This window comes from Synechocystis sp. LEGE 06083 (genome assembly GCF_015207725.1).
GTDB classification, from domain to species: Bacteria; Cyanobacteriota; Cyanobacteriia; order Cyanobacteriales; family Microcystaceae; genus Synechocystis; species Synechocystis salina.
This window is the reverse complement of the sequence record NZ_JADEWJ010000304.1, coordinates 1-4,277: the sequence shown is the minus strand read 5'-3', so window position 1 is coordinate 4,277 and position 4,277 is coordinate 1. Positions and strand designations below refer to the sequence as shown.

2 protein-coding genes and 2 pseudogenes are annotated in these 4,277 nt (G+C 45.5%); 3 read left to right on the top strand and 1 reads right to left on the bottom strand.

The annotated features are described in order from the left end of the window. The 3 genes and pseudogenes from IQ219_RS17300 to IQ219_RS17295 all read left to right on the top strand — a co-directional run. Positions 1–2,350: aminotransferase class III-fold pyridoxal phosphate-dependent enzyme (locus tag IQ219_RS17300; RefSeq protein WP_228017278.1), on the top strand; the 2,350-nt coding region annotated here is incomplete at its 5' end. Between the two features lie 16 nt (positions 2,351–2,366). Next, positions 2,367–2,579 (top strand): annotated as a pseudogene (locus IQ219_RS20605) (SPASM domain-containing protein); the annotation flags it as partial. A 291-nt stretch (positions 2,580–2,870) separates the two neighbouring features. After that, the gene (locus IQ219_RS17295) at positions 2,871–4,046 is read left to right on the top strand and encodes a twitch domain-containing radical SAM protein (RefSeq protein WP_228017280.1); all 1,176 of its coding nucleotides are present in this window, start codon (positions 2,871–2,873) and stop codon (positions 4,044–4,046) included. 104 nt (positions 4,047–4,150) lie between these two features. Here IQ219_RS17295 and IQ219_RS17290 read toward each other — a convergent pair. After that, positions 4,151–4,277 (bottom strand): annotated as a pseudogene (locus IQ219_RS17290) (WD40 repeat domain-containing protein); the annotation flags it as partial.

Sequence of the window (4,277 nt, the reverse complement as noted above, 5' to 3'; positions counted from 1 at the left end):
CCTCAGTCTTCAGAAAATTTGTGGAGCTCCAATGGCGATTCATTTGATGGAGGATCGCAACATCAATTTTAATGATATTGGGGACGACTTAATGACCGAATTTCTGTCTCAAGCAAGTCTCCGTCTAGTAACCCATCCAGAAATCCGAGAAGCCTATGAAAATAAGTATGGCTTGAAATTTTGGCTACTACCTTCGGTTGTCAGTCCAGCATTGATGGCTGATCCCCCAGTTCTCCCCAAAGATGCCATTCTTTATCCCAACTCCGTTGGCGCTTTAATCGGTGCTCTAGAACCTACAGAATTAATAGAATCGCTAAAAATAACCCTGACTACCGCTGGCATTAGTCTGGATTGGTACAATGGAGCTTCTGGGATTCCGGAAGAAGATCCCTTCACTGATCTGCAAACACATCCTGAATGGGTTCAGCAATGGGGTTTGCATCCTCGGGGGATTTTGGCCGAATCAGAACTGGTGGAAAATCTGAGGAGCTACCCCTATTTGGTTATTCCGGTGGGGACTAGGACTGTCGGATCTTCAGATCAAAATCCCCGCCTTTGGCGAGTTCTATTGGCGGTGGCAGCTGTTCATCGCCCGGTCATTGTTCTGGGCAACCTCGATTCTAGCTGTGCCCACTTCATAAAAAAATTTCAACTAGGTTTGGTCTGTAACTACGACGGGGAAGAACTCAAACAGGCAGTGGAGAAGCTCTGTCAACCAGAAATTCGTGATTTTATTTTTCATCAAAGTAGAGAACTTGCTCCCCAGTTGACATCCGATGGTCTTTCCCTTTGGTTAAAGCAATCTCTGGCGATCGGGAAACCGAAGGATTTTCGCTTTGAAAAACTTTTGGCTTATTCTCCAGGAGAAGGTTATCAATTTTCGCCGCCATCTCCCCCTGTTCTATCACCGGAAGAGGTCTATCGGGATTTTCCCCATACCATTGTCCACGCCTATGAGGGTCATATTGTGGGAGCCAATCATGTGGACTACGTTGATATGATGTCGGCCTGGGGTTCCAATATTTTAGGTTACGGCCATCCGAGGGTGGCGCAGGCCATATCGGAACAGTCTGCCAAATATGCGAATACAGGATGGGTAGGGCCAGAATGGTATCAGTTAGAATCCTTGTTATTGCGTCTAGTTCCAGGTGTTGAGGCTATTCATCTGGTTAAAAATGGTTCTGATGCCACGGCCGCAGCGGTACGCTTAGCCCGTCACATTACCAAAAGGGACATTGTTCTCCATAGAGGTTACCATGGCGTCCAGGATTGGTATATGGCATCTCTTTGTTGTCCTGGGGTACCAGAAAGCCAAAGAGCTCAGATTGTTACACTAGACACCCTCGACGTCCAGACTGTGGCAGCAATTTTAAAAGCCCATCCCCAGCAAGTGGCCTGTTTGATCATCGATCCTATGGTCTGGCCCATTCCTGACCGAGAAACCCTGACAGTAATCCACACCCTATTGCAAGAAGCAGGAACACTGCTAATTTTTGATGAGGTCGTTTCTGGATTTCGAATTGCCCCTGGGGGAGCTCAGGAATTTTGGCAAATCCAAGCGGATTTAGTCTGTTACGGCAAGTGCCTTGCTAACGGTCTGCCTTTAGCAATTCTAGCAGGTGGTAAATCCCTGATGGCAAAGGCATCTGAAATTAATTACGGTCTGACTTTTGGTCTAGAGGCAGTATCCATTGTGGCGGCAGTGGCCACTATTAGTGAAATTGTAGAACGAGAAATTTGCTCTGAGCTGGCTGAGAAGGGGCGATTTTTGAAACACTCCTATGATCAACTTTGTCAAAACTATGGCATAGAGTCGGCATTAGTGGGCCATGATTGCCGTCCTGAGCTTTGGTTCTCACTCACCTGTTCCCTAAGTCCAGACTTTTGCAAAAATCTTTTGATCCGCGAACTAAGTACTCAAGGAGTATGCACCTACGGAATTTTTAATCTTTGCTATGCCCACACTCAAAAGGATTTAGATCAAGTAGTCATTGGCCTACAGAAGGGTTTGGAAATTCTTGCTTCCTTATGGCAGGCACCCCAAAATTGGGATCGAAAGCGAACAGAAATTTTGGGGCAGAAGGTTGAGACGCTCCAAGACCAATTAAAACAATCCGAGCAAACTATTAAAGCTCTCAATGAGCAGTGGAAAAATTCCCAATATACTTTGCACAAAACCCTAACAGAGAAACAGGAATTGGCCCGAGAGTTAGACAGTCAATTTCAACAAGCTCTTCAAAATTTGACTGAGGCCAGAGCGGAAATTGAAGCTATGCAGACCAGCAAATTTTGGTGTCTTCGAACCCAATGGTTTCGGCTAAAGCGAAAACTAGGGCTCCCGATTACCTGACGCTACTTTATTTTCAATGCTTTCATCTACATTTTGCGTATTGCCATTTACTCAAGCCATGTTGCTCAACGATGGCCGGGCTCGCTTGTGTTGTCGTAGCTACCAGGATCTTCAAGTTCAGGGAAACTCCTTGTCGATCCATCATCACACTCTGGAGGAAATTTGGAACTCTCCTATCTATCGAGAGATTCGAGACCAGATGCTGGCGGGACAAATTGTGCCTGCTTGCCGACTATGCGACACCGTTGAGGAGGAGGGCGGTACTAGTCTGCGTCAGTTAATGAATGATTCTTTACATCTGCAATCTTTAGGGTTAGCTAATCAGGATGACCTGTTAGCAATGGTCAAAACTATGGCTAGTTCCGATAATCGAATATCGCCTCCAAGGGCTTTACACCTCTGGCTAGGGAATCGATGCAATCTAAAATGTCGGATGTGTTCTCCCCACTTTAGTTCCCAAATTGCCCTTGATCCTGTTCATCACCAATGGTCTGGTGGACTGGCCCAGTCTGAGCAGTTGTTGCCTCATTATCGCAGAGGTGTTTACTACTGGGGTTGGGGAGACTGTCAACTAAAGGGAAGTCAATGTACGAGAAAACTTGCGAGTGGCACCGCTGGAATAAGTTTTCCAGATCAAGGAGGGGCTACGATTGGTTTAAATCTTCAGGGCTGGAATTATGGGCAGGAAACTCTCACTTTGTCGTTGCAAAATAAGTCTGGTGATTTGTCTGAAAGAGCCTTGCCTTCTGGGCCCTGGCAAGTCCACTGGAATTTGGAGCCAAAGCTCAACAAGGACAATGTTGAATTAGTTCTATCCCTAAGGGAAGAGGGTTGTTGGGTGGAGGTTGATAATCTGACAATCACTAGGCAAAGCTATGGTCAAAACGGAGAATATGAGCCATTTTGCAGTCGGCTCCCTTACCCGAATTCCTGGAGCAGCAACGAAGAAGTTTTAGAAGAGCTCTTTCGCTCTCCTCAAGAGTTAAGACTTTTGCAATTTTCCGGCGGAGAACCATTATTACAGCATCGTTTTTATGAAGTTTTAGAAAGATTAATTGAAGGAGGTCATGCTTCTCAAATTGAACTATATATTTCGACCAATGGCATGGTTTATGCTAAGAAGCTTCCGACAATGTTAAAAGAATTTAGGGTTGTGGAATTAGCTTTTAGTCTTGATGGTTACGGAGCATTGCAAGAATATATTCGTTATCCTTCCCAGTGGAAGTTGGTTGAGAAGAACATAATCGCCTATTATCGAGCAGGTATAAGGGTCTCCATCCGTGTTACCCCTCAAGCTTACAATATTTTTGGATTACTAGATTTAGCTGATTGGTGCCAAAGAAATCAATTTCCTTTTTATTGTGAAAACATACTTTGGTCACCACAGTTTTTATCCCTAGACATGTTGCCACAGGTAGTAGTTAATGAAGCTTTAAAAAATTTATTAAACTACAAGCAGAACAATGGCATGAATAGAGCTTTAATTCAACAAATTGAGGCCGTAATTTCAGTTCTCAAACGTCCCCGATCGCCCCTTGAGCAATTAACACAACTCCAGAGTCAATTCATAGATTTTACTAAGGCGTTGGATAGCTCTCGCTCCCAGCAGTTGGCCGTGGCTTGCCCTCGTCTATACGAGCAACTGCCCTATTTTGCCAACTCACCCCACCCTACCGTTGATTGCCCTGTTATATAGCCTCATGACCCTCGATTCCGCTTGGCAACATTGGCGAGGTCGGGGGGGCGGCTGGAAAGGCCGGGTTTATCCCCAGGGGTCTTAATTATTTTTCAACCTCTAAGTTAGCGGGCAAGGGTGCTCAGGTCCCAGATTTTCACGGTTTTATCCTCCGCACCACTGTAGAGAGTATTGCCGTCGGGACTAAAAGCCAGGGAAAGAACCCAACCTTGGTGTCACCTAAGGGTGGTA